The organism is Arthrobacter sp. Helios (genome assembly GCF_023167125.1).
GTDB classification, from domain to species: domain Bacteria; phylum Actinomycetota; class Actinomycetes; order Actinomycetales; family Micrococcaceae; genus Arthrobacter_B; species Arthrobacter_B luteolus.
Genome location: NZ_CP095402.1, coordinates 3,612,678 through 3,637,425 on the forward strand (window position 1 = coordinate 3,612,678; position 24,748 = coordinate 3,637,425).

Annotated in this window: 21 protein-coding genes; 11 read left to right on the top strand and 10 right to left on the bottom strand. The window is 66.9% G+C overall.

The window, feature by feature from the left end:
- Nucleotide 1: 1 nt before the first annotated feature.
- The 5 genes from ArtHe_RS16635 to ArtHe_RS16655 form a co-directional block, all read right to left on the bottom strand.
- Nucleotides 2–934 carry a dihydrodipicolinate synthase family protein gene (locus ArtHe_RS16635; protein WP_248317963.1) on the bottom strand — a complete coding sequence of 311 codons (933 nt, stop codon included), beginning with the start codon at nucleotides 932–934 and terminating at the stop codon, nucleotides 2–4.
- 27 nt (nucleotides 935–961) lie between these two features.
- On the bottom strand, nucleotides 962–1,774 hold the full coding sequence (locus ArtHe_RS16640) for an ATP-binding cassette domain-containing protein (RefSeq protein WP_066299715.1): 813 nt from the start codon (nucleotides 1,772–1,774) through the stop codon (nucleotides 962–964).
- Entirely contained in the window at nucleotides 1,771–3,897 is a 2,127-nt protein-coding gene (locus ArtHe_RS16645) for a dipeptide/oligopeptide/nickel ABC transporter permease/ATP-binding protein (protein WP_248317964.1), read from the bottom strand. Before ArtHe_RS16645 ends, ArtHe_RS16640 begins: the two co-directional genes overlap by 4 nt.
- A 2-nt stretch (nucleotides 3,898–3,899) precedes the next feature.
- Complete coding sequence (locus tag ArtHe_RS16650; RefSeq protein ID WP_066299721.1) at nucleotides 3,900–4,859, bottom strand: ABC transporter permease; 960 nt, start codon at nucleotides 4,857–4,859, stop codon at nucleotides 3,900–3,902.
- 70 nt (nucleotides 4,860–4,929) lie between these two features.
- Complete coding sequence (locus ArtHe_RS16655) at nucleotides 4,930–6,540, bottom strand: ABC transporter substrate-binding protein (RefSeq protein ID WP_248317965.1); 1,611 nt, start codon at nucleotides 6,538–6,540, stop codon at nucleotides 4,930–4,932.
- 205 nt (nucleotides 6,541–6,745) lie between these two features.
- On the opposite strand from ArtHe_RS16655, the gene ArtHe_RS16660 reads away from it, so the two are divergent.
- From ArtHe_RS16660 to ArtHe_RS16670, 3 genes are all read left to right on the top strand, one after another.
- A complete protein-coding gene (locus tag ArtHe_RS16660) occupies nucleotides 6,746–7,483 on the top strand; it encodes a FadR/GntR family transcriptional regulator (RefSeq protein ID WP_248317966.1) in 738 nt (245 codons plus the stop codon).
- Nucleotides 7,480–8,223 (top strand): glucosamine-6-phosphate deaminase, encoded by a 744-nt coding sequence (locus ArtHe_RS16665; RefSeq protein ID WP_248317967.1) that lies wholly within the window; start codon nucleotides 7,480–7,482, stop codon nucleotides 8,221–8,223. Before ArtHe_RS16660 ends, ArtHe_RS16665 begins: the two co-directional genes overlap by 4 nt.
- A 67-nt stretch (nucleotides 8,224–8,290) precedes the next feature.
- Nucleotides 8,291–9,646, top strand: a complete 1,356-nt coding sequence (locus ArtHe_RS16670) for an amidohydrolase family protein (protein WP_248317968.1) — start codon at nucleotides 8,291–8,293, stop codon at nucleotides 9,644–9,646.
- 87 nt (nucleotides 9,647–9,733) lie between these two features.
- On the opposite strand, the gene ArtHe_RS16675 is transcribed toward ArtHe_RS16670, so the two are convergent.
- The 3 genes from ArtHe_RS16675 to ArtHe_RS16685 all read right to left on the bottom strand — a co-directional run bounded on the left by ArtHe_RS16675 (nucleotide 9,734) and on the right by ArtHe_RS16685 (nucleotide 12,545).
- On the bottom strand, nucleotides 9,734–10,021 hold the full coding sequence (locus ArtHe_RS16675) for a DUF1905 domain-containing protein (RefSeq protein ID WP_248317970.1): 288 nt from the start codon (nucleotides 10,019–10,021) through the stop codon (nucleotides 9,734–9,736).
- 440 nt (nucleotides 10,022–10,461) lie between these two features.
- Nucleotides 10,462–11,493 carry a 2-oxoglutarate and iron-dependent oxygenase domain-containing protein gene (locus ArtHe_RS16680; RefSeq protein WP_248317972.1) on the bottom strand — a complete coding sequence of 344 codons (1,032 nt, stop codon included), beginning with the start codon at nucleotides 11,491–11,493 and terminating at the stop codon, nucleotides 10,462–10,464.
- Nucleotides 11,494–11,645: 152 nt separating this feature from the next.
- Nucleotides 11,646–12,545, bottom strand: a complete 900-nt coding sequence (locus tag ArtHe_RS16685; RefSeq protein WP_248317973.1) for a hypothetical protein — start codon at nucleotides 12,543–12,545, stop codon at nucleotides 11,646–11,648.
- 123 nt (nucleotides 12,546–12,668) lie between these two features.
- Between ArtHe_RS16685 and ArtHe_RS16690 the strand changes: the two genes are divergently transcribed.
- Complete coding sequence (locus ArtHe_RS16690; protein ID WP_066299736.1) at nucleotides 12,669–12,968, top strand: type II toxin-antitoxin system VapB family antitoxin; 300 nt, start codon at nucleotides 12,669–12,671, stop codon at nucleotides 12,966–12,968.
- Nucleotides 12,961–13,641: a LytR C-terminal domain-containing protein gene (locus ArtHe_RS16695; protein ID WP_248317974.1), complete on the top strand. Its 681-nt coding sequence runs from the start codon at nucleotides 12,961–12,963 to the stop codon at nucleotides 13,639–13,641. The genes ArtHe_RS16690 and ArtHe_RS16695 overlap by 8 nt, the downstream gene beginning before the upstream one ends.
- On the opposite strand, the gene ArtHe_RS16700 is transcribed toward ArtHe_RS16695, so the two are convergent.
- Nucleotides 13,638–14,360: a DsbA family oxidoreductase gene (locus tag ArtHe_RS16700; protein ID WP_248317975.1), complete on the bottom strand. Its 723-nt coding sequence runs from the start codon at nucleotides 14,358–14,360 to the stop codon at nucleotides 13,638–13,640. The genes ArtHe_RS16695 and ArtHe_RS16700 overlap by 4 nt on opposite strands.
- 124 nt (nucleotides 14,361–14,484) lie before the next feature.
- Between ArtHe_RS16700 and ArtHe_RS16705 the strand changes: the two genes are divergently transcribed.
- Nucleotides 14,485–15,279 carry a 4'-phosphopantetheinyl transferase superfamily protein gene (locus tag ArtHe_RS16705; protein WP_248317976.1) on the top strand — a complete coding sequence of 265 codons (795 nt, stop codon included), beginning with the start codon at nucleotides 14,485–14,487 and terminating at the stop codon, nucleotides 15,277–15,279.
- 21 nt (nucleotides 15,280–15,300) lie between these two features.
- On the opposite strand, the gene ArtHe_RS16710 is transcribed toward ArtHe_RS16705, so the two are convergent.
- Nucleotides 15,301–16,500: a heparan-alpha-glucosaminide N-acetyltransferase domain-containing protein gene (locus ArtHe_RS16710; protein WP_248317977.1), complete on the bottom strand. Its 1,200-nt coding sequence runs from the start codon at nucleotides 16,498–16,500 to the stop codon at nucleotides 15,301–15,303.
- A gap of 513 nt (nucleotides 16,501–17,013) precedes the next feature.
- On the opposite strand from ArtHe_RS16710, the gene ArtHe_RS16715 reads away from it, so the two are divergent.
- From ArtHe_RS16715 to ArtHe_RS16735, 5 genes are all read left to right on the top strand, one after another.
- Nucleotides 17,014–21,102 (top strand): Pls/PosA family non-ribosomal peptide synthetase, encoded by a 4,089-nt coding sequence (locus ArtHe_RS16715; RefSeq protein WP_248317978.1) that lies wholly within the window; start codon nucleotides 17,014–17,016, stop codon nucleotides 21,100–21,102.
- 13 nt (nucleotides 21,103–21,115) lie between these two features.
- Nucleotides 21,116–22,063 (top strand): 4-hydroxy-tetrahydrodipicolinate synthase, encoded by a 948-nt coding sequence (dapA, locus tag ArtHe_RS16720; RefSeq protein WP_248317979.1) that lies wholly within the window; start codon nucleotides 21,116–21,118, stop codon nucleotides 22,061–22,063.
- Nucleotides 22,060–23,415: a heparan-alpha-glucosaminide N-acetyltransferase domain-containing protein gene (locus tag ArtHe_RS16725; RefSeq protein ID WP_248317981.1), complete on the top strand. Its 1,356-nt coding sequence runs from the start codon at nucleotides 22,060–22,062 to the stop codon at nucleotides 23,413–23,415. The genes dapA and ArtHe_RS16725 overlap by 4 nt, the downstream gene beginning before the upstream one ends.
- Nucleotides 23,412–24,458 carry a hypothetical protein gene (locus ArtHe_RS16730; RefSeq protein ID WP_248317983.1) on the top strand — a complete coding sequence of 349 codons (1,047 nt, stop codon included), beginning with the start codon at nucleotides 23,412–23,414 and terminating at the stop codon, nucleotides 24,456–24,458. The genes ArtHe_RS16725 and ArtHe_RS16730 overlap by 4 nt, the downstream gene beginning before the upstream one ends.
- Before the next feature lie 70 nt (nucleotides 24,459–24,528).
- Nucleotides 24,529–24,747 (top strand): hypothetical protein, encoded by a 219-nt coding sequence (locus ArtHe_RS16735; protein ID WP_248317985.1) that lies wholly within the window; start codon nucleotides 24,529–24,531, stop codon nucleotides 24,745–24,747.
- The last annotated feature ends 1 nt before the right edge of the window (nucleotide 24,748 follow it).

Here is a 24,748-nt window from a genome sequence, read left to right on the forward strand (position 1 = left end):
CTCAGAGGAGCCCGTTGTGCTCGAGGACCGTGCGGATCACGGCGGTCTCGGCTTCATTGAGTGCCGTCATCGGAGCCGACATAACGTTGGTTTCGATGACGCCCAGCAGCACCAGCGCGGTCTTGAAGGCGCCCAGCCCTGCGGCACCGGGGGAGACACGGCCGGGGGTGGGTGCGTAAACAATGTTGAACAGGTTGGCCAGGCGGTCCTGGATCCGGGCTGCTTCGGCGTAGTTGCCTGCCTGGGACGCGGCATAGAGTGCCGCGTAGCCGGCCGGATCCACGTTGCCCAGACCGGGAACCACGCCGTGGGCGCCGCCCAGCAGGGCGCCGTCCACCACTACCTCGTGGCCGGTGAACACGGCGAAGTCCGGCAGATCCTTGGTGGCCAGCAGCAGCTGGCGGAAGGAAACGTCGTCGCCGGAGGAGTCCTTGACACCGGCCAGGACGCCGTCCTGGGCCAGCTGGACCAGCACGGGCAGCGGCAGCTTGAAGTGGGTGCGGACCGGAACGTCGTAGGCGAACAGGGGCACATCGAGGGCCGCGTGCAGGGAGCGGAAGTGGGTTTCGGTTTCGGCGGCATCAGAGATGGCGTAGAACTGCGAGGTCGCCACGATGGCGTCGGCGCCCAGGTCGATCAGGCGGCGGCCCTCCTCGATGACACGCGGGGTGGTCTGCTCGCAGGCCCCGGCGATCAGGGGCACAGCGCCGGCGTTAACGCTGGCGACGGTACGCATGATGACGTCCCGCTCGTCATTGGTGAGGTAGGGAACCTCGCCGGAGGAACCCAGGACGAACAGTCCGGAAACGCCGCCTTCGAGCAGGTGCTTGGTCAGCTTTTCCAGCGACGCCGTGTCAACGGCCCCGTCTGCGGTGCGGGGTGTGACAACCGGCGGGACTACGCCGTGGAAGCGGGATGTGGGTGTGTGTGACAAGTGGTTCTCCAGTGCTTGGTTCTAGTTCTAGACGTGCAAAAGGCTGGGCGCTGCTCCGAGCAGGCTCTTGGTGTAATCATTGGTGGGCCGGTCGAAGACCTCGCGGGCGGGGCCCTCCTCGACGATGCGCCCGAAATACATCACGCAGATCCGGTCCGAGACATAGCGGACGGTCTGGATATCGTGCGAAATAAAGACCATGCCGAGGTTCAGTTCCCGCTTCAGGTCGGAGAGCAGGTTCAGGACCTGCGCACGCACCGAAACATCAAGGGCCGACGTCGGTTCGTCCGCCACGATCACCGACGGATCCAGGCACAGCGCCCGGGCGATGGCGACGCGCTGGCGCTGCCCGCCGGAGACCTGGTGCGGGGTTACCTCGGCGGCGGACTGCGGCAGCCCCACCAGGCTCAGGAGTTCCCGGACCTTGGCCAGCCGGGTCTGCTGGTTGCCGATGCCGTGTACCTGGAGCGGGTCGGTCAGGATGTCCTGGATGGTCATGCGCGGGTTCAGGGCGGTGGCCGGATCCTGGAACACCACGCCGACGGCGCGGCCGAAGGTCTTCTTCGAGGAGGAGGCCCGGGTGCTGACCTTGGTTCCCTGGAAGAGGACTTCCCCTGCCGTGGGCTCCTGCAGTCCCACCAGGACGGAAGCCAGCGTGGACTTGCCGCAGCCGGATTCGCCGACGATGCCCACGGTTTCACCGCGCCGCACCGTGAAGTCCACGCCGTCCACGGCCTTGACGATGTTGGGCCGGAACAGGGACCCGGTGCGGGCCCGGTGATGGACCTTGATGCCCTTCAGTTCCAGGACGGGGCTGTTGCTGCTGTCCGTGCTGCTCATGCTTCCTGCCTTGCGCTTGTGCCGGTTTCCACGAGGTCCTGGCGGTGGGACGTCTCATGGCTGGCCCAGTAGTGGTTGGTTTCGCCCACCTGGACAAATTCCAGGACCTGGTTCGGATCGGCGTCGGGCCGCAGCGACCGTTCGGCGAAGCGGTCGCCCGGGGCGAAGTCCCGCGGGGAGGGGACGGTGCCCTGGATCTGGTGCAGGCGTTCTGCGCCGGCCTCGATGGACAGCACCGCTCCCAGCAGGCCGCGGGTGTATTCGTGCCGGGGGTCGCCCAGCAGGTCCGGAACGTCTCCGGACTCCACTACCTGTCCGGCGTACATCACCGTGACCCGGTGGGCCAGCGAGGCCACCAGGGCCAGGTCGTGGCTGACGAAGACCATTGCGAAGCCGAGCTGCTCGCGCAGTTCGTTGAGCAGGTCCACCACCTGCTTCTGCACGGTGACGTCCAGTGCGGTGGTCGGTTCGTCGGCGACCACGATCTTCGGGGAACGGGAGAGCGCCATGGCGATAAGCACGCGCTGGCGCTGGCCGCCGGAGAGCTCATGCGGGTAGCTCTTCAGCGTGCGGTCCGGATCCAGCTTCACCAGCTCGAGCAGTTCGCGGGGGCTCTTGCGGCCGCCCCGCCGGGTGAGCTGCTGCATCTGGTCCTTGATGAGCATGGACGGGTTCAGGGAGCTCAGCGCGTCCTGGTAGACCATGGCGATCTGCTCGCCGCGCAGCCCCTTGTAGAGCTGGTCGCGTTCCTTCGGATCATTGGTGAGCAGTTCCTTGCCGTTGAACCGGATCGACCCGGTCAGCTGCGCGGTGCGGGGGAGCAGGCCCATGATCGCCAGGGAGGTGATGGACTTGCCGCAGCCGGATTCGCCGACCAGACCCATGGTCTCGCCCTCGCGGACGGTGAAGCTGACCCGGTCCACGATGGCGGTGTCGCCGTAGCGCTCCGGGAAGCGGATGGAGAGGTCCTTTACTTCCAGGATCACCGGGGCGTCCGCTGCCACGGCGGGCAGCCGGTCGGTGCGGGTCGCCTCGACGGCGGCGAGCATCTCCAGCTCGGCGGCAAGGGCTTCCAGCGAGCCCGGTTTGTGAACATTGGCTCCCGTGGAGGTGGCGGCTTCCTCTGCGGGAGGCCGGCCGCTGCCGGATTCTGTCAGCGAGGTGCCCGCTGCATCCAGGGCGGACGGCTGGGCGGCGGTGGCGACGGCGTCGACGGCGGCAGGCGCCTGCGTACCCTTCCGCGGCTTGCGGATCCGCGGGTTGACCATGGCATCGGTCAGGCCTTCGGCGAGGATGTTCAGCGCCAGGACGGTCAGCAGAATGGTGATGCCGCCGAACGTGGTGGGCCACCAGGAACCGCTGAAGACCACGTTGCGGCCGTCTGCCATCACGTTGCCCCAGGACGCGGCGGGCTGCTGCACACCGGCGCCCAGGAAGGACAGGGACGCTTCGAGGATGATCGCGTCGGCGACCATCACGGTGGCGAACACCAGCACGGGTGCGGCGCAGTTGCGGGCAATGTGCTTGAGCAGGATGTAGGTGCGGCTGGCGCCGATCACGCGTTCGGCCCGGACATAGTCCTCGCCGTACTGGGCCAGCACATTGGCCCGGACCACGCGGGCGAGCTGCGGGGTGTAGACAATGGCGATCGCGAGGATGATCACCGGAACGGTGGAGCCGAAGAGGTTCAGTGAGTGGTCGCGCAGGGCGAAGAGCAGGGCGGCGGCCAGCGCGATGCCGGGGAAGGCCATCATGATGTCGAGGATGCGCATCACGGTCTCGCTGACGGCCTTGCGCGACGTGGCTGCAACGGCACCGAGGATGGAGCCCAGGATCAGTGCCAGTGCGACGGCGCCGAGGCCGATCGCGATGGACACCCGTGCTCCGTAGAGCATGCGGGAGAACACGTCGTAGCTGGAACCGTCGGTGCCGAAAATGTGTTCGCCGCCGGGCGGCAGCACGGGTGCGCTGGATTCGTTTTCTTCGAACGGGGCGAAGAGCGGCCCGAAGATCGCGACCAGGACGATGAAGGTCAGGAATCCGAGGGCGAGTTTGGAGCTGAGGTTCAGAGCGGTGAAGCGGGCTCCGGTGTTGCTGAGCCGTTCGGCCAGTGAGTTGCGCATGGTTACACCGTCCGGATTCGGGGGTTGATGAGCAGGTAGAGAAGGTCCACCACGATGTTGACCAGGACAAAGGCGACGGCGATGGTGAGCACCGCGCCCTGGACCAGGTTGGTGTCCGACGTCGTCAGGCCCACCACAATCAGGTCGCCCATGCCGTTGAGGCTAAAGATTTTCTCGATGACGACGGCGCCGCCGAGCAGGTAGCCGACGCGCAGGCCCAGTACGGTGACCGGGGTGACCAGGGCGTTGCGCAGGACGTTGCGGGCCACCACTGTGCGGTAGGGGACACCGTTGCCGATCGCGGTGCGGACGTAGTCGCGGTCCAGCTCCTCCACCATGGAGGTGCGCACCACGCGGATGAGCGAGGCCGAGACGGGAATGCCCAGGGCCAGCGCCGGCAGCGTCATGGAGTAGAGCCACCCCACGAATCCGTACTGCTCTGCCCAGGCCAGCCCGCCGGTGGGGAAGATGGATCCCTCTGGAAGGGCGAACCACTGGATCAGCAGGATCGCCAGCCAGAAGGACGGGGTGGCGATGGCTGCGATGGAGAAGATGCGGATGGCCTGGTCCGGCCAGCGGTCCCGGTACAGGGCGGCGGTGATGCCGAGCGTGAGGGCCAGGACGATGGCCAGCAGGATGCCCAGGAAGGTCAGCTGCAGGGTGACCGGGAAGGCCGCGGCGATCTTGGTGGCAACGGATTCTTCGGGCGGGTTGGTGACGCCGAAATCCAGCCGGATAACGCCGCCCAGGTAGCGCAGGAACTGGACAACCAGCGGAGCGTTGAGGCCGCGTTCTTCACGCCAGGCCTCCTTGGCTTCCTCGCTGGCGTTTTCACCCAGGACGGCGGTGGCGCGGTCTGCTGGGACCACGGACAGCACGATGAACACCATGACCGTCACGCCCAGCAGCATGATCGGCAGGGCAGCAAGCCGGCGCCCAAGCAGGCGGATAAACATTGTCACTCAATAACTCCAATGCGCAGGAAAAATCCGGCGGGACGCCGCAGGTGGGCGCCCCGCCGGGGATGTGCCGTTACTTGCGGCCGACTCCAATGAAGGAGACGCCGGTAGTGGGCAGCGGCTGGAAGCCGTCCAGCGCGTTGCTGTCCCAGGCGGTGGGCAGCTTGCGGTGGAACAGCGGGTACAGCGGGACTTCCTCGGAAACAATGTCCACCACGTCGCCGTGGATACCCTTGGCCTTGTCGGCGTCGAGCTTCACGGCCTCGTCCAGCTTGGTCTGCACGGACGCGTACTCCGGGGTGGTGTTCCACCCGGCGCGGTTTTCCATCCAGGTGGCGCCGCGGTAGAACCAGCTGAGCAGGATGTCGCCGTCGTTGCCGAAGACCGAGGGATCACCCGGTGCGCACAGCACGTCGAAGTTCTTTCCGCCCACCTTTTCCGGTGCGTAAACCGCCGCGGACTGGAGGATTTCCAGGGTGGTGGTGACGCCGATGGCGTCCCAGTACTCCTTGATCAGCGGCACTACGCGGGTCACCCAGCCGGTGTCCGTGGAGGTCAGGGTGATGGTGATGTTCTCCATCCCGGCCTCCTTGAGCAGCGACTTCGCCTTCTCGGCGTCGTAGCCGTAGGAGCCGGCGGCCTTGGTGTAGGAAGGGTGCCCCTCCTGGAAGTAGGACGTCGCCGCGGTGGCGTTGCCGAGCAGGGCCTTGGTGATCACTGCGTCCGTGTCGATGGCGTAGTGCAGTGCCTGGCGGACGCGCTTATCAGCGAACTTCTGGCAGTTGAACATCAGGAAGAGCAGGCCGAAGGACTGCACGGACTCCACATCAACCTTGCTGGCGAGCTGGTCCACGTCCAGGTAGGGGACGTCCTCGATCGCCTGGGTCCGGGACGGAACGGCGGCCACGCGTGCGGCCGGATCAGCCAGCAGCAGCCAGGTCATGTCTGCGACGCGGGCCGGGTACTTGCCGTTGTAGTCATCGAACTTCTTGAAGACGATCCGGTCTTCCTTGACTGCGGAAACCAGGCTGTACGGTCCGGAGCCGACCGGCTTGAGGTCGAAGCCCGCGGGATCGGCGGTCACAACGGCCTTCGGCACGATCTTGATGACGGAAATACGGGGGCTGAAGCCCGGGAACGGGTACTTGAGCTTGAACTGGACGGTGGAGTCGTCCTTGGCCGTCACGGTGTCGATGAAGGGGATAAACCCTGCAAACAGGGACTTGTTCGCCGGATCGAGAACCCGCTCGTAGGAGAACACAACGTCCTCGGTGGTCACCGGGTCGCCGTTGTGGAACTTCGCGCCGCTGCGGAGCTTCACCTCGTAAGTGGTGTCGTCGACCTTGACGGGCTCTGCGGCGGCCAGGGCCAGGTAGGGCTCGCGGGTTGCGGGGTGAAGTTCGGTCAGGCCCTCAAACACATGCAGGTTTGCGGCCTGGGGTGTTGCTCCCGTGGAGAGCATGGGGTCAAACCCGGTTGAGAGCTGGTAGGAAATGCCGGCCTCGATCGATCCCGTGCCTTCTGCGGCGGCGGCACTGCCGCCCGTGGCCGGGCTTCCTCCGGGGCTGCAGGCTGAAATCGAGCCTGCAAAAGCTGCGGCGGCACCCATGACGCCCGCCAGCTTGAGGAAGTTGCGGCGGCTTGAGTCGTTCAGCAGCGCGCTGGTTTCAAAAGAATTGCTCATCTGTTGCCTCGCCATCCATGTCACTTATCGGACGTAGGATGTCCGATGCTTGTTCAGAACTGTAAGGTTCCTCACAACAGCACGTCAAGCGAATCACAATTAAGAATCAGCAACCCTGTCGTAAAGATAGGACATCCTATAACCTGTTGAGCATGCGGGTACTGTTACGCCGCGTGCACACCTTTTCGTTGTCCCAGGAGGACCTATGAGCCTGCCCTACGCCTCACCGCCGGCGGCCCGGTTCAGCGCCCAAAACCGCTCGCGGGCGCTGCAGGCCGACATTATGGAGCTGATTCTCGAGCGTGACCTGAAGGCCGGCGACGCCCTTCCCACCGAGGCAGAGCTCGTCGCCGCGCTCGGAATCGGCCGGAACACGCTGCGCGAGGCACTCAAGGTGCTCCAGGCGCTGGGCGTTGTGGAAATCCGGCACGGCTACGGCATGTTTGTGGCCCCGGCGAATTTCGATGCCCTGGCGGACGGCCTGACCTTCCGCGGCAGGCTCTCCCTGCGTCATGAAGGCAAAGAGGCGCTGCAGCTGGTGGATGTCCGGCAGGCACTGGAAGCCGGGCTCATCGGTGAGGCGATGGACCTGTGGACACCGGAGCACCTGGCCGAGATCGAGGAGACGGTCGGGGCCATGGAAGCCGCGGCAGCCAGCGGCAGGACCTTCACCGAGGTGGACGAAAAGTTCCACTACCAGCTCTTTGAACCCCTCGGTAATGAGCTGCTCTCCAACCTGATGTCCGTTTTCTGGAAGGTCTACCGCCAGATCCACCAGGAGCTGGGCGGGGATCCGCTGGTCAACCTCGTGGAAAACGCTGCGGTCCACCGCGGCATTGTTGAGGCCGTCAAGGCCGGAGACAAGGAACTGGCGTCGGAGCGGCTGCGGCGGCACTTCGACGGAATCCGGGCCCAGCTGGCGAAGCTGCGTGATGCCCCGTGAACACCGGAATGCTGCGCGGCACCGCCGCTGTCCAGGTAAGGTGCCTGGAACCTCAGGACCTCGGTCCGGTGGCCGCTGATTGTGTCTTCGAGGCGCTTGCATCGCGGCCGGAACCGGTGATCGGAGTTGCCACCGGCTCCTCGCCGTCGCCGCTGTACACCGCGCTGGCCGCGAACCCCCGGGACTTCGGGGGTGTCACCTGGTTTGCGCTCGACGAGTATGTGGGGCTGCCGCCGGGTCATCCCGAAAGTTATGCCGAGGTGCTGCGCCGCGAAATCGTAGAACCGCTGGGGCTGGATCCGCAGACCGTCCACGTGCCCAATCCGCACACCGGAGACCACCAGGCCGCCTGTGCCCGGTACGAACAGCAGATTGCGGCAGCCGGCGGGATCGACCTGCAGGTCCTGGGCATCGGACGCAACGGGCACCTGGCCTTCAACGAACCCGGCGGAGAGCTGGAATCCCGCACCCGGCTGGAAACCCTCACCGAGGACACCCGCAGCGCCAACCAGCGGTTCTTCGACTCTCCCGAAGACGTTCCGACGCACTGCCTCACCCAGGGGCTGGGCACCATCCTGGCGGCCCGGCACCTGCTGCTCATCGCCCAGGGCGCCGGCAAGGCCGAGGCGCTCCGTGCGGCGTTGAAGGGACCGGTTAGCCGGGACTGCCCGGCATCGGTACTGCAGCTGCACGGCCGGGTCACTGTCCTGGCCGACGCCGCAGCGGCGTCGCTGCTCTGACCGGCCACCTGTCCTTTCCGAGCCACCCGTCCTTCCCGAGTCGCCTCCGCACCGAAAGGCCAACCGCATGACCGCCAACCAGGCGAAGCCTCCGTTTACTCCGGCGCAGCATTCCACGACGCCGGCACCCGGCCGCGCTTCCGTGCAGACCGGGTCCGCATCCGGTGACCGCACCCGTACTGTGCTGCGTGGAAGTGTCCTGCGTGGAACTGTGTTGGGCGGAACTGAGTTGAGGGAGGATGCGCTCACCGGGGCCCAGATCCTGGCGGATTCCGCAGTTGTGGTGGACGGCGAGGAGCTCAGCTACGTGGGACCCGGCAGTGGCCTGGTCCCACGCCCGGGCGACGTTGTCGTCGAGCTGGCGGCCGGCGAGGTGCTGGTTCCCGGACTGGTTGACCTGCACTGCCACGGCGCCTACGGCGTCGACTTTTCCGGTGCGGACGCGGAGGAAGCGCGCCGGGCCGTTGAGGCGCTGCACACCACCGGAGCCACCACCGTCATGGCCAGCCTGGTGACGTCTGCTCCGGCGACGCTGCTGCGGCAGCTTGCCCTGCTTGCGGATCTGGCAGAGGAGGGCCTGATCGCCGGCCTGCACCTGGAGGGTCCGTTCCTCGCGGAGGCACGCTGCGGCGCCCAGGATCCACAGTGGCTTCGCGCTCCGGACCTCGGGCTGGCCCGGGAATTCGTCAGTGCCGCCCGCGGCCAGCTCCGCACCATGACCTACGCGCCGGAACTGCCCGGAGCCGCTGCCCTGGTGGAGCTCCTGGCGGAGAACGGAGTGGTGCCGTCGCTCGGCCACACCGCTTGCTCACCGGAGGAAGCCGAGCAGTCCCTGGCACTGGCCCGGCAGCACCTCACGGCATCCGGTGTTCCCCAGGAGGCCGCCCGGCCCACGGTCACCCACCTGTTCAACGGGATGGACCCCATCCACCACCGGGCACCCGGGGCCTTGTCCGCCTGCCTGCGCGCAGCGAAGGCCGGCGGCGCGGCAGTGGAGCTCATCACTGACAACACCCACCTGGATCCCTACCTCGTGGCCACCATGTTTGACCTGCTGGGCGCGGAGAACATTGCCCTGGTCACCGATTCCATGTCGGCGGCCGGCCTGGCCGACGGACAGTACCAGCTAGGGCCCTCCGAAGTGACGGTGCGGGAGGGTGTTGCCCGGCTCGCCTCAACCGGCTCCATTGCCGGCGGTACGGCCACCATGCTTGACCTGGTCCGCAATTCCGTCCGGGCCGGAGCCAGCCTCAACGATGCGGTCACCTCGGCTGCAGCCGTGCCGGCCGGAGTCCTGGGCCGCGGGCAGGAAATTGGCGTTCTTGCCGCCGGCGCCGCCGCGGACCTTCTGGTGCTGGGGCCGGCGCTTGAGCTGGCCCGGGTGATGCGCCGGGGCCAGTGGCTTGCCCCGCAGCCGGCCTGACGGACGTCAGGGCCCAGGGGGCCAACATGGCCTGTTCCGGCCTGTTCCGGCCCGTTCCGGTCAGTTCCGGTGCTCAGCCCCCGGCGCTTAGGTCAGGCGCTCGGTCAGGTGGACGGTGACGGTGTCTCCGATTTCCTTGCCGAGTTTCTTCCGCAGCTGGGCACTGATGGAGAGCATGTGGCCGCCCGTTCCGGTGGGCATCAGACCTCCCCTGATCGGTTCGTCATCCACTGTGGCGACAACCTTCACGGTCTTTCCGGTGCCAAAGAACCCGGCGGATCCGGGCATCTCCACGCAGGACCAGATATCACCCTTGACGTTCACCCCGATGGGAGCGGTAAACGTGTGATCGAGGGGACCCGGAACTTCAGCCATCGTGTTCTCCTGTTTCTGCCCGGCAACTTTGCCGGGGCTGCAAACCCTACCGGTTTCGGGTGTGCGGAGGAACCGAGGGTCAGCGGCCGAGCGGGGACGGGCCGGGGAAGGGCGCGCCCTTGCTAGGATCGGCGCGTTGTCCCGTCCGCGAAAGCCCGCCTGATAACCGGCTTTGATTCCAGTCCCTCCTGAGCGAACCCCCGATCGCGCCGGACACGCACCGGGAACTACTCCGCACCTGACGGGCCGGACGGCGTTCGTCAGCTTCATCTTTTTCGTCCTCGAACCCGGCCTGCCGGCTGAGTCCTAGAGGCCGCCAGCCTTAACGCCGGCGGCCCGGTTCCAGATGCTCAAGGCACCTGCTGCCGGGCCGCCGTCGTACTTCAGTGCTGAACGCGTATTTCAGTCCTGAACGCGGGCTGGGGACTGCGTGCTGACTGCTATTTCGCGGAGACCAGCTCCGGGTGGTGGATTGCGGCGACCTGCGGGTGGGCGCGGAGCCAGCCCTTCAGGACGTTCGCGCCGTAGGAGGCGAGCATCGGGTTCTGCGGATCGTCCGAGATACCGCGGGACTGGGCGGCCAGTGCCGGCGGAAGCTGGACCGGGTCGATCACCGAGTCCAGGCGCGGGGACCAGAAGAACGGAATGGCGTAGCGGTCCACGCCGGGCGGCGGAGCCTGCACACGGTGGATCGTGGCTGAGAGGTAACCCTGCGTGGCGACCTCGAGCATCTCGCCCAGGTTCACCACCAGGGCGCCGGGGATCGGTTCCACCGGCAGCCATTCGTCGGATTCGTGCGGCTTCACCTCGAGGCCGCCTACCTCGTCCTGCAGCAGCAGCGTGACAAAACCATAGTCGGCGTGGGCGCCGACGCCCTGGGTGCCGGCTTCCTTCACAACGCCGCCCACGTAGTGGATGAGCTTGGACATCCAGGCCGGGGTGCCTTCGAACGGCTCGGCGAAGTGGTCCTCGGGCAGCTCCAGCGAAACGGCGATGGCGGAAAGCAGCTCGGCGCCGACCTCCGACATCAGTTCGGCCCACTCCATGGAGGTTTTGCGCAGTTCCGGCAGGACGGTGTCCGGGAAGAGGTTGGGGCCCTGCACCAGCCAGAACGGCTGGTCAGCGGGGTAGTCTTCGACGGCGTCGCGCTCCGGACCGAAGTCCACCTGCTCGCGGGCATCGGGCCGGCCCTGGGTCAGTTCGGTGCCGAGCCGGGTGTAGCCGCGGAAATTCGGGGACTTCCGGTTGTCCAGCTCCAGCCGGTCATCCAGCGGCAGGTCGAAGAAGCGCTTCGTAACATCGAAAAGGTCCTTGACGCGTTCCTCACCGGCTCCGTAGCCCACCAGCTGGAAGAACCCGATTTTGTGGGTCGCTTCGCGCAGCTGGTCGATGAATTCGGCGTTGAAGGTTCCGTCCGCGCTGCGGGCGGTGCTGAGGTCCAGGACGGGGATCGATGTGGGGTTATCGCTCATTCCCGCAAGTTAGCACCGGGGGCTGTCAACTGGGAACCAAATGTTACGCAACACGGCGTCATGAGGCTGTGACCTGCGGCTTTGCAGCAGCCATAAGTTTGCTGCGCGTCATATTTGGAGTCAAACGGCCTCGAAACCCGGCCGCTCGGAACCTAGGCCACGCCGGCGTCGTCCGCCGCCAGCCCGGCAGCCATCGCAGCCCACCGGGCGAGGAAGGCCGCACCGGCGTCGTCGTGGATCAGCCCGGGCACCGTGAGCACCGGATACGGTGTGGCCGGCACCCCGTCGGCCGGGCGGACGTCCACATGTGCGACGTCGAAGCCCAGGGCATGCAGCTCATCGGCCATGGCGTAGTCCGTCCGGGAATCCCCGACGGTCCGCCAGGTCTGCGGAACCGGCGTTCCGGCGGCCTCCAGCAGGGACAGCGCCCGCCGGGCACCGAGGTCCTTGCCCACACCCAGCGCCTCGATGTCCGTTGAAATGATGGTGGGATCGATCCGGTAGTCCACGGAATCGTCCGAGTCCGGCGCATGGTGGTCCAGCCGGCACACACCCATGTCGAAGCGGGACATCAGCGCCAGGGCATCGGCGTCGAACGCTTCCTGCTCCGCGAGGTAAGCGGCATTCGCGACGTCGATGTTCTGTTCCACCGAAACCATGGCCAGCTTGGTTTCGTCGAAGAACATGTGACCCGTGTACTTCCCGGTGACCAGCTCCCGGACAGCGTCGGCGTAGGCGGCAGGCAGTGCCAGCGCCTCATCAACCTGGACGGCACCCGGGCCGGTGCCGGTGAAGGAAAACCAGACCGCACCCTTCTCACAGACCGCATGCACCTGCACGTCATCCGGAAGTCCGGCGGCGATCATGGGCTCCATCACCTGGGTGCGGATGAACTCGTCCGAGCGGCCGGTGTTGAAGACCACCGGCCAGCCGGCGGTGGCAAGCACCACCAGATGGCCGACCACAGCAGGTGAAACGGTGCGGGTAACCGGGGAAGCGATGGGGCCGTCGACGTCGAGGAGCAGGCCAAAGCGGGAAGCAGATGGGTTCACCCCTCCAGTATTCCCGTTCCCAGCGCTCCCGCCGGCATCCAATCAGCCCGGAACCGTGTAATGCTGGGCCTGCCGCCGGGGAGTCCTGTTTCCTTGGGTGCTTAACTTCTCTAGTCTGGGTTAGTGATCTTCAAAGCTGTTGGCGATGTACGCCCCTACCCCGACCACGGATACGTAACACCCAAGGACTGGGCAGCGGTACCTCCCCGGCAGGTTCGGTTGGATGAGCTGGTGACTACAAAAGCCACGCTGGATCTCGGTGCCCTGCTGGCCGAGGATTCCACCTTCTTTGGAGACCTGTTCCCGCACGTCGTGCAATGGAGGGGCACCATGTATCTGGAAGACGGACTACACCGGGCAGTACGGACCGCGCTGCACCAGCGCACAATCCTGCACGCCCGCGTGCTCGTGATCGATGACTAACCAGCCCCCTCGCGGGCAACATGACGGCGCTCAAGCAAAGGGCGCCCCTGAACAGTGGCACGGTCACAGGATCGTCACCGAAGAGGACCTCGGCACTGTCTTCAACGATGGCGGGGACGATACAGCGACTCGCCGCGCGAAACGCCGCCGCGCCTTTCACGGCGTTGTCCTCGGGCTTCTCATCGCTGTGCTGATTGCAGCCGCCGTCGTGGTGCAGGGAATTGCCGCGGGGTGGATCAACCTGCCCCGGCCGGATATCCGGCCCGGGGCCCAGGCCGATTGCCCCGCCGGCCCCTACCTCTACCAGGCGCCGGATACCGTGACGGTGAACGTCTACAATTCGACGCCGACTCCCGGGCTCGCCACCGAGGTGGCGGAAGCGCTGAAATCCCGCGGCTTCAACGTGGACCAGACCGGGAACAGCACGGTAAACCGGGCGGGAATGACAGCCATCATCCTTTCCGGACCGGGCGGTGAAGCGGCTGCCTTTACCGTGCAGCAACAGATTCCGTCCACCCACTACATCCAGGATGACCGGAAAGACTCCTCCGTGGACGTGGTGCTGGGGTCCACGTATGAGGGCCTGGTCCCGGTGGAAAAGGCGCAGGCAGCGATACCCGGACCCATCAGCTGCCCCTGGTCGTCAACCTCTCCGTCCGCGGACGCAGGCTAGCTGCAGCCCTCCGGCGAGCAGCTGGCTCCGTCCGGCGATGCATCTGCAGCTGCAGCGGCCGGCTGCAGCGGCTGGTGCCCGGCCTCCCACGCCTGGGCCAGCGCCTGCTCAAAGAGCTCGGCAGGCTGCGCCCCGGAAATGCCGTATCTGCGGTCCAGCACGAAGAACGGGACGCCGCTGACTCCCAGGGCCCGGGCCTCGGCCACGTCCTGCTCCACCGCCTCGGCGTAGTCAGAGCCCGCGAGGGTGGTTCGCACGGTTGCCGGGTCCAGGCCGGCCCGGGATCCGATCTCTGCCAGGACCCCGTGGTCCGCGATATCCAGGCCCTGCTCGAAGTGCGCCGAGAGCAGCGCTTCCTTGACGGCCGCCGCGGCTTCCTCGCCGCCGGACTCCCGGGCCAGATGGATGAGCCGGTGCGCGGTGAAGCTGTTGGCCACCACCAGGTCCGCGAACCGGTAATTCAGGCCCTCGCCGGCGGCCTGGGCAGTGACATGCTCCAGCATGCCCGCAACCTGGGCCGGATCCATGCCCTTGACCTTGCTGAGGTAATCGACCTCCGTGCCGTCGAAGTGCTCGGGGACCGTGGGATCCAGCTGGTAGCTGCGCCAGCGGACCTCCACCTCTCCGGCGTGCTCGAAGCGGGACAGGGCGGTTTCAAAACGCCGCTTGCCAATGAAACACCAGGGACATCCGATATCGGACCAAATTTCTACCAACACAAAACCCGCAACGTCCTGGGCCCTCCCGCTTATTCCCGGGACGTCGTCTCCGGCCCGCTCGCCGCGGGGGCCGCAGTGGCCGGGGGATTCCCCGAACCGCCGCCAGCCGGTAGGGTGCGGCAGGATGAAAACCTGGACTGGGACAAAAACTGAGGCGGGGATCGAGCCAGGCGCCGACGACGGGGCCGGGGCCGGCACAGATGCGGACGCCGTCCTGGCACTCGCCGCGCTGCAGCTGGCGGAACCTGACCCGGCTGAAGCTCCGCTGACCCGGGCCGAACTGCTTCGGGCCGGAGCCTTTGCCGTTCCGGCGGTGCAGCGCCGCTTCCTCGCTGCCCGGCAGGCCGCGCGGCGTTTCGTGGCTGGGCTGGCGGGTGTTGATCCTGCCGTGGTCACTGCCGATTACCAGTGCCCGGAGTGTGGTGCCGCTGCCACGCAGAGCCACGGAGTTCCGCGTTACCAGGTGCGGGGGAGAGCGGTGCCGTTCCAGGTCAGCTTCAGCCGCAGCGGGCAATGGCTGCTGGCCGGGGCCACCGCTGCCGGGCCGCTGGGTGTGGACCTGGCGGATCTCGCCGGATTCGGCGATCCACGGCTGGACGCAGTGATAGCCACGGACGCTGAACAGGCAAGGTACGACGTCGTTGCGCCAGCAAGCCGGGCACTGCGGCAGGCGCGGTTGTGGACCCGGAAAGAAGCCGTCCTCAAAGCCTCGGGAGACGGGCTGCGCACCGCCCCGCACCTGATTGAGGTCGGCTTGGAGGCGGGCACTGACTCCACCGTGGCCGTGGGCCCGGCCGGGGACCGCGTGTCAATCATCGATCTGGATACCCGGATGCTCGGCCTGCCAACCGGGCTGCTCGCCGCCGCGGCCCTTCCGGCAGCCGGTGGGCTCCGGATCGAGCGGCGCCGCTGGAACTAAGCTCCGGCGCAGGCCTGTCCCTCAGCCCGCCCCCGGTCCGCCGTCGGCAGTCGGCAGTTCCCTGCCACGGGCCAGTACCCGCCGTCGGGCCGCGCCTGCGGCCTTCCCGACCAGGTTTTCCAGCGGCCCCTGGCTGTGGAACTTACGCCAGATCAGTGCGAATGCGAGCACGGCAGCGACCTGCAGCACCAAGGAGACTTCGGGCTGGTCCTCATAGAAGCCGCTGCCCAGGACCAGAAGGTGGGCGGTGTAGAGCGTCAGGGTCATGCTCCCGGCGGCAGCCAGCGGGAGGAGATAGCGTCCGGCCACTCTGCCGAGGAGCAGCATGGCACCGAGCACGGCCGCGGCAACTCCGATGGTGTACACGAGGTCCAGCGGCGTGGTGGAGTGCGGAGCGAGGATGGCAAACCACCAGAACGTCGACGTGGACAGGTATCCTTCCGGCCCCCAGATGAGGACGTCCTGGACCGCTTCGGTGTCCATGCCCGGCGTGGCAGCCACAATCTGGCCAAGGCCGCCCAGCGGCCCCAGCAGCAGGGCCGAGGCCATCGCAGCGGCAAGGGCAGTGCCAACTCCCGCCGCCAGGACGGCCGTCTGGGTTTTCCACTCCCCGAGCCGCAGCCGTCCGATGGCAAGTCCGGCACAGATGTACGCCATCCACGGGATTGCTGGATAGGTCCCGGTCAGCAGCAGCTGGGTCACGATCTGCCACGGGTCCGTAAAGAGGTCCGTAAGGGTCGGGTCGTAGCCGGGTTCCGGAAGGTAATCGCGCAGGACCATCATCAGGGTCGGACCCAGGACCGCGAAGCCCGCCGCCGCGGCAAACAACACCCGGGCGGAGAGGCCCAGCAAGGGAACCGCCAGCAGGAACATCACTCCGTAGTAGGCCAGGATGATGAAGGCCGGCATGTCGATGTAGGCAATGGTCAGGCCGATTGCGCCGACCAGCAGCGCACGGACCGCGGTTCCCCGGCGCACGGCCGCCAGTTCCAGCCCCTGCTTCGGACGTACTCCGCCAGAGGAGAGTGCCAGGGTGACCCCGGCGAGGAGAGCGAACAGTGCGGCCGACTTTCCGGCGAAAAGGGACCAGGACCAGGTGGGGGAGAAATCGTCTGTCACCGCCGGGAGCACGTGGATGGCCATCATGCCGATGAGTGCGATTCCACGGGCCGCGTCAATTCCCGTAAACCTGGTTTTCGGCGTCATGCCGGAAGTGCTCATGGAACCCCTTCAAATGCTGCTGCCTGGTGCTGGCGTCTGCCCTGTTGCCCGTAATGCCAGTGTCGCTGGTCGTGTCTGTGGTGCCCGCATTGCCAGTGGTGCTGGTCGTGCCCTTGGTTCTGGAAGTGCCAGTGTTGCCCGTACTGCCGGTGTTTACCCGTGCTCACCGGTGTTTACCGGTACTTACCGTATGGACCGGAGGTGCCCGTCATTTGCTTCGGACCGCTGGTCCGAGGCAAACAATGCGGACTGTGCCACGGCTATGCGCTAACTGGGAGTTTCCTGTGAGCTATGAGTATCACGAGGTCAGCAGCACTGGAACGAGTAGGACGCCAGTAATTGCTCGGTGGAGGCCTGCGTACCGGGCAGCAGAGGGCAAGCCCCGGTACTCATGTTCAGGGCAGAAGGCCGTCCTTAGGCTACCTTTGGCCGCTGGTTCGAGTGTCTTGCTGGGAGACAGAGCGATGCGGCGAACAGCCATGCCATATCGCGCCACCAAGGAAGAAAAGCCCGATGACTCTGTCCGAAGACCGGTCCGAACCACTGAGCCCAACGAAGGGAATCCGTCAAAGCACCTGTACAGGCAACGCCGCGGCACTCTCCCGTGCGGAAGCAGACCGGATGCGGGTATTCAGCCGCACCACGCTGGCGCCCGACCACGCCGTTTACTACGGCGGTCCCGCGCCGGAGCAGCGCACCCTCGTAGACATCTTCAACGAGACGACAGCCGCTTATCCGTCCGCGCCGGCCCTGGACGACGGAACGGATCCGCTCACCTATGCCGAGCTCTCCACCCGGGTGCACGCCCTGGCCCGGAAACTGTGGTCAGCCAGCATCGGCGCCGGAGACCGGGTCGGGGTCCTGGTCCCCTCCGGATCCGCGGACCTGTACATCGCTATCCTCGGAGTCCTCCTCTCCGGCGCTGCCTATGTACCGGTCGACGCGGACGAGCCCTCCGGACGCGCGGACGTTGTCTGGGCCGAGGGTGGAGTCTGCGCCGTGATCGGCGAAGGACTGCAGCTGACCATCCGGCAGGGGGTTCCCATCCATGGCAGCGGCCCGGAACCGCACCCCGAGGACGACGCCTGGATCATTTTTACGTCCGGCTCCACGGGCAAGCCCAAGGGCGTTGCCGTGACCCACCGTTCCGCTGCCGCGCTGGTAGACGCCGAATCGCGGCTCTACTGCGTTGATCAGCCGCTGCGCCCGGGAGACCGGGTCCTCGCCGGGCTCTCCGTGACCTTCGATGCTTCCTGCGAGGAAATGTGGCTGGCCTGGGCACACGGTGCCTGCCTGGTCCCGGCTCCCCGTTCAGTGGTCCGCTCCATTATCGACCTGGGGCCCTGGCTCCAGGAGCGCAAAATCACGGCGGTCTCCACCGTGCCCACCCTGGCCTCCGTCTGGCCGGCAGAGACCGTCAGCCGGATCAGGCTGCTGATCTTCGGCGGCGAAGCCTGCCCGGTGGAACTCGGTGCCCGTCTCTCCGGACCCGGCCGGGAAGTCTGGAATACCTATGGCCCCACCGAAGCCACGGTCATCGCCTGTGGCGCCAGACTGGACGGCACCGACCCCGTCCGGATCGGCCTTCCGCTGGAAGGCTGGAACCTCGCCGTCGTGGATCCGGCTGGTAACCCGGTGGCCTGGGGCGAAGAAGGGGAACTGGTCATTGGAGGGGTGGGCCTGGCCCGTTATCTGGATTCCCGGATCAGCGCCGAGAAATACGCGCCGCTGCCGTCACTGGGCTGGAACCGGGCCTACCGCAGCGGAGACAAGGTGCGGGCCGAGCGCGAAGGACTCATTTTCGCCGGACGCCTGGACGAACAGGTGAAGCTCGCCGGCAGGCGCGTGGAACTGGGGGAAATCGACCATGCCCTGGCGGCGCTGCCGGGGGTCACCAGCGCTGCGGCGGCCGTGCAGGTCACCGCCAGCGGCAACGAGATCCTGGTGGGCTACCTGGTCGAGTCCGCCCCCGGGGGCGTGGATCTGGCGGCTGCCCGGACCGAACTCAGCACGCGGCTTCCGGCCACGCTGGTGCCCACTCTGCGGATCATTGATGAGCTGCCCATGAAGTCCTCCGGCAAGGTGGACCGCAACGCGCTCAGCGCCCCCGAAACAGCGGTGGAGCAGCAGCTTGACGTCGAAGTGGAGCTCAATGCCGACCTGCGCTGGCTCGCCAACCGCTGGACGGACCTGCTGGGGCCGCAGCCGCTGACCAAGGACAGCGACTTCTTTGCCCTGGGCGGCGCGAGCCTCGCGGCCGCGCAGCTCGTCTCCGCGCTGCGCGAACGCTATCCGAAAGTCTCGATCGCCGATATCTACGCCCATCCCTCCCTCCTGGCGATGGCCGGACGGCTCCGGGAAACCACTGACGACGGCGCCGCGAAGCGCGAGGTCCCCAACACCCCCTGGTGGACGGGCTTGTTCCAGGCCCCGCTGATCGCCGGCCTCTACGCCATCACCGGCCTGCGGTACGTCACCGGCATTGCCATTGTCTGCTGGGTGATGAGCAACGTGCTGGCCACGCCCTGGACACCGGATCCGCCGCTGCTGCCGCTGCTGGCCGCCTGGCTTGTGCTGTACAGCCTTCCGGCCCGGATGCTCGCAGCGGTCCTGGCCTGCCGGGCACTTCTGTTCCGGATCCGGCCCGGCGTTTATGCGCGCGGTGGGGGAACGCACCTGCGGCTATGGGCCGCCGAGCGGATTGTCACGTACGGCAAGCTGGAGCCCATCATGGGGACTCCGCTGGGACTCTGGTATGCGCGGGCCCTGGGCTGCGGCGTCGGGCCTAATGTGCATCTGGAGGCTATGCCTCCGGTGACCGGCCTGGCGCAGATCGACGCCGGTGCCGCCGTCGAATATGAAGTGGACCTGGCCGGGCACTGGCTCGACGGGCATCTCCTGCACATTGGGCACATCCGGATCGGAGCGCACAGCCGGGTAGGGGCGCGGTCCACGGTGACCGGGAACGCCCAGGTCGGCGAGGGAAGCGAGATTGAACCCGGGACGTTCGTTTCGGGACAGGTGCCGCCGGGCGAAAAATGGTCCGGGTCCCCGATGGAGTACCTTGGCTCAGCTGGCGAGGGCTGGCCCAAGAATCCCGGAACCAAGGGGCCGGCAGGTATGAACCTGCTGTACGCAGCTGGCCTGTCCTGGCTCACCATTATGACGCTGCTGGCCGTCCTTCCCGGCTCCATGCTGGTGCTCCTGCTGCTGCAGGACGCCCAGGACCTTGGTCCTGCGCTGTTGGAGCTGGCACTGTGGGCTCCCGTTTTCGTAGTGCTGACCATGGGCACGTACCTGGCCCTGACGGTGTTTTCCGTCCGCATGCTCCAATCGCTGCTGCCCGCCGGGATGCATCCCCTGGATGGTCCGACGGGCTGGGCCGCGTGGTTGACTAACCAGCTGCTGGCGAAGAACCTGATCTCCATGTACCCGCTGTACGCGGGGCTGCTCACTCCGGTGTGGATGGAATGGCTCGGTGCCAAGGTGGGCCGGAACGCTGAAATTTCCACTGTGGAGACCCTTCCGCACCTCACCGACGTCGGCGACCGCGCCTTCCTGGCAGACCACTCCATGGTCTCCGTGGCGAAGGTCCGGCAGGGATGGCTTTCGCTTGGATTTTCGCGGGTGGGAGAGAAGTCCTTTGTCGGGAACTCCGCCGTTGTGGGCGGCGGCGTCAGCGTGCCGGACCACTCGCTGATCGCTGTACTGTCCTCTGCACCCGCGGACATGCCGGAGAACTCCTCCTGGTTTGGACGGCCTCCGGTGGAGCTTCCCCGCCCGGTCGAAGAGCGGGATGCCTCCCGGACCTATGATCCGCCGCTCCGGCTGAAATTCGCCCGGGCCGCCGTCGAGGCGTGCCGCATCATTCCGGCCATCATCACGGTCTGGCTGGCGCTGGCCACCGTCTTCGTGCTGGCGTTCATCTCTGACGAAGCCGGTCTGCTGGCCGCAGTGCTGTGGTCCGGTCCGGTTCTGCTGGCGAGCGGGATCGCGGCCTGCCTGACGGCGATCGCCGCGAAGTGGCTGCTGCTGGGGCAGTTCCGGGTCTCGGAGCATCCGCTCTGGAGTTCCTTCGTCTGGCGCAATGAGCTGGCGGACGTCTTCTCCGAATCGCTGGCGGTCCCCGGTCTGGTCCGGATGTCCCTGGGCACGCCCATGCTCAACGCCTGGCTGCGCTGGATGGGTGCGAACGTGGGACGCGGCGTGTGGTGCGAGACGTGGTGGCTGCCTGAATTCGACCTCATTGAAATCGGCAAGGGCGCCAGCATCAACCGCGGCACCGTGCTGCAGACCCATCTGTTCCACGAACGGATCATGCGGATGGATTCCGTGTGGATCGGGGCGGGAGCAACGCTCGGCCCCAACAGCATTGTGCTTCCGGGCAGCACCATCGAGGACGGGGCAACGGTTGGCAGCTGCTCGCTGGTCATGCGCGAAGAAAGCGTACCGGCCCACAGCACGTGGTATGGGAATCCGCTGACCCATTGGGACGCCGTCGCCGGATCGGCTACCGCTCCGGAACACCGGGACGCGCTGAGCCCCCGCATTGATTCGCTTCCCCCGCACGGGCGCAGGCGCGCCCTGACCCAGTCACGATAGAGCAGGAGAGACCATGTTCAGCGAAGCAGCATCCTCGAAATCCTCGGTGGCTGAGGCTGCCTTCGGTCGTGTCCTCACGGCCATGGTGACGCCGTTCGACGCCGCCGGCAAGCTCGACCAGCCGGGCGCGGCAGACCTGGTCCGGTGGTTGTGCCGGGATGGCTGGAATGACGGAGTGGTGGTCAATGGCACCACGGGCGAGTCCTTCGCCACCTCCAACTGGGAGAAAGCCTCCATGGTCCACGCCGCCTCCAGCGTCCTGCAGGGGACCGGGAAAAAAGTGGTTGCGGGAGTGGGCTCAGGAGACACGGCCCACAGCATTGCGCTGGCCGAGGAAGCGGCGGCCCAATATGCCGACGGCCTGCTGGTCGTGGCGCCGTACTATTCCCGTCCGTCACAGGCCGGGCTGCTGCGCCACTTCCTTGCCGTTGCTGACAGCACGGACCTCCCCGTGATGCTCTATGACATTCCGAAACGGACCGGAGTGGCGATCAGCCCGGAAACGCTGGCAGCGGCGTCGCTGCACCCCCGGATCGTGGCGGTGAAGGATGCAAAGGGTGATCTGGAGTCCACTTCCAAGGTCATTGCGGAAACCGGGCTCGCCTACTATTCCGGGGACGATGCGCTCAATCTGCCGCTCCTGTCCGTGGGCGCGGCCGGATTCGTCTCCGTGGTCGGCCACGTGGCAGCCCACCGCCTTTCCGCGCTGCTGGCAGCTTACGGAGAGGGACGCGTCAGGGATGCGCTGGAGATCCACCGAAGCCTGCTGCCCGTCTACACGGGAGCCTTCCGGGCGCCGGCAGCTGCCTCCATCAAGGCCCTGCTGAACCGGATTGGCCTTCCCTCCGGGCCGGTGCGGCTGCCTCTGGTGGACCTCACAGCGGAGGAAACGGCCTTGTTCGTGCAGGACGCGGAGACCGCCGGGCTTTCCGGCGCCCTCCTGACCGCAGCGGTCCAATGACACCAGAGCCGGACTCCTTCCCCGCAGGGAAAGCGGGTCAACATGTGGCCGGGACCCGGCTTGAGGCCGCCCGGGATGCGGTCCCCGCCAAGTCCCGGCTGATGGGAGTGGATGCCGCCCGCGGGCTTGCGCTGCTGGCCATGATGGCCATCCACATCCTGCCTGCCGTGAGTGATGACCTGGAACCAACGCTGGCCTGGTCCCTGTTCGCGGGGCGCGGCGTCGCACTTTTTGCCCTGCTCGCCGGGCTGTCCCTGGCGCTCTCCTCCGGGGGGCCCCGCCGCCTGGACGGCCGCTCGCTGACCGCTGCCCGAGCCGGGATCGCGGTCCGCGCAGGCATCATAATGGTCATTGGGCTGCTGCTGGGATACCTGGCCATCCAGGCGCAGGTGATCCTCGCGTACTACGGTGTGATGTTCCTGCTGGCGCTGCCCCTGCTGAGGCTTTCGGTCCGGGCTTTGACCTGGCTGGCGGGATCGACCGCGCTGCTGATGCCATTCCTGATGCAGGGCCTGCGCGATTACCTGCCGGACCCCGGGGAGGAACAGCCCACCTTCACCGGCCTGTTCACGCATTTTGATGTCACCGCGGCACAGCTTCTCCTCACCGGGGTGTACCCGGTCCTGCCCTGGATGGCGTTTATCTGCGCAGGGCTGGCGATCGGCAGGCTGGACCTGCGCAGCCGCCGGGTGCAGACGGGCCTGCTTGCGGGCGGCTGCGGCCTGGCGCTCCTGACCACCCTGGCCTCCGCTTTCCTGCTCGGCCCCGGCGGTGGACTGGAGAACCTGGAAGAGGTCAGCGGCGGTGAGGAAACGGTCAATGACATTCTGGTGTGGGGACCGGATCCCACCCTTCCCACAGATTCATGGTGGTGGCTGGCCGGGATGGCACCCTACTCCAGCACCCCGCTGGCCATCCTGAACACCATCGGGATCTCCGTTGCCGTGCTGGCGGCGCTGCTCCTGCTCGGTCAGCGGGCGCGGCCGGTTATTTCACCCCTGGCCGCCATGGGGTCAATGACCCTGACGCTCTACACCGCGCACCTGCTCCTCCTGGCCACCGGCCTGCTGGCAGACTCCCCGGAAATCTCCCTGATTGTGCAGGTCCTCCTGCTCAGCGTCTTTGCCGTCATCTGGGGACAAAAGCGGGGCCAGGGACCGCTGGAACGGCTGGTATCGGCGGCAGTGAAGCGCACGCGCACGGCGGTGCTGGCCCGTAGCAGCAGCGGTCCGGGCAGCGGTCCCGGCCGACCCGCCCACGGCAAGCACGGGGCCCGGGCAGAGCACCACCCCGAACACGGCCACCACCGGGCCGATGCGCGGGACCCGGATCCACCCCCTTCAGGCCCGTGAACGCGGGGCTGCGCGGGATCCCGCGCATCAGTGCGGCGCTCGGCGCCGCAGCGGCGCTGCTCCTTATGGGGGCAGCGCCGGTTCATGCACTGCCTCCGGAAGCCCCGAGACCGCAGGACACCGCTGCGGCAGCATCAGCGTCAGCGGCTGCGGCGGCGCGAAGCGGAGTTTCACCCAATCCCTGTGAACGGCTGACAGCGGGTGAAGTGAAGTTCGACGTCGGTGCCGCGGACCGCGTCACGTTTGCCACGGCCCGTGCCTACGGCGAATCCGAGGTGCTGATCACCGGGTGCGTGGCCGACGGCGAAGGCGGCTATGAGCAGGAATGGCAGGCCACCGGTTTCGCCGGGCGCAACGGTTTCGCCCCCGCAGGCCGGATGTGGGAGAACACCTTGTTCTCGCCCACCGGTACCTTTACCGTCACCGAGGCGCTCGGCAGAAAGAACCCCGGAACTGAACTGGAGTACTACACCCTGAACGAGGCATCACGCTGGGGCGGGGAAAAAGGGCCGACCTACAACCAGTACTTCGAGGGGGCCGGCGGTCCGGTAGATGAAAACCTCTGGCGGTACATGAACAGTGGACTCTATGAGCAGGCCGCGGTGATCAACTGGAATCGTCCGCCGGACATGCCTGTCACCCAGGGCGCCTCATTCGCCATCTTCCTGCATGCCGGCAACGCCAGGACCTGGGGATGCATCTCCACGGACCTGCCGACCGTGGAGAGGTTCCTGCGTACCGCGGTCCCGGGCGACAGAATGGTCATGGGAATCCAACCGGACGTGTTTCTCGCTTCCACCGCCCGCTCCGACGCCGCCGCAGCGGCCCGGGAAGCGGAAGGACAGGCCGCCGAAGAACGCGCCGCCGAAGCACGCGCATCGGCTAAAGCCGCCGCCGGACGGGAGGGCGAGGCAGGGGAACCGCACTGGGAACCGTACGCCGTGGTGGGGTTTTCCGTTGCCCTCTTCGCTGCCTATCTGGCGGCCAAGCTGCGCTCCTCCCGGGCGGAGCGGGCGCAGCGGGAAACGCAGGTGCCCCAATAGCTACCTTCTGTGACCGGTCCAGGCGCCGGACGTTCGGCCTCCGGCCGCGCCGCCGCTAGACTTTCACATCATGGGAAACAGCTTCGGAGACCGCCCGGGAACGGGCGAGGGTGGCTCCAGGGTGGGTTACCCGGAGGGGAAAGCCCTGTATGAGGAACGGATGAAGCTGCTTCCGGGCCTCTGGATGCCCCCGGCTCCACCCTGGGACGAGCTCCCGGAAGACACCCGGGCCCGCTGGCAGCGCACCGCCGAAGAGGCCGACCGCCGGACCGGACAGCGGGATAACTAAG